At 55.5% G+C, this 229-nt stretch carries 1 protein-coding gene; it reads left to right on the forward strand.

The features are described 5' to 3' along the window. On the forward strand, positions 1-228 hold a 228-nt coding region (locus ACTHSL_RS14370), incomplete at its 5' end, for a hypothetical protein (RefSeq protein ID WP_440381767.1). Position 229: the final 1 nt, after the last annotated feature.

Here is a 229-nt window from a genome sequence, read left to right on the forward strand (position 1 = left end):
GACTACTCGGGTATCTCAACCGCATATGCAGATCCAATCGGCATGGTGACTGCAATCAATCAGTCCAATCTCCTGGGAGAAGACGGTGCAGGCCTCGCTATCGGACTCGGCGCTATGCAGTCTGTTGGTCTGAATCAGTTCAAAGCCTTCGGCTCGGTTTCAGAGATGGGTACCGGCGACCTCGAAGCGGTCTCCCGTTCCTACCTCTACGTTGAACAGCCACCGTAGG

Origin of the sequence: Neisseria sp. P0008.S010 (assembly GCF_051962715.1) — a bacterium.
In the GTDB taxonomy this organism is placed as follows: domain Bacteria; phylum Pseudomonadota; class Gammaproteobacteria; order Burkholderiales; family Neisseriaceae; genus Neisseria; species Neisseria elongata.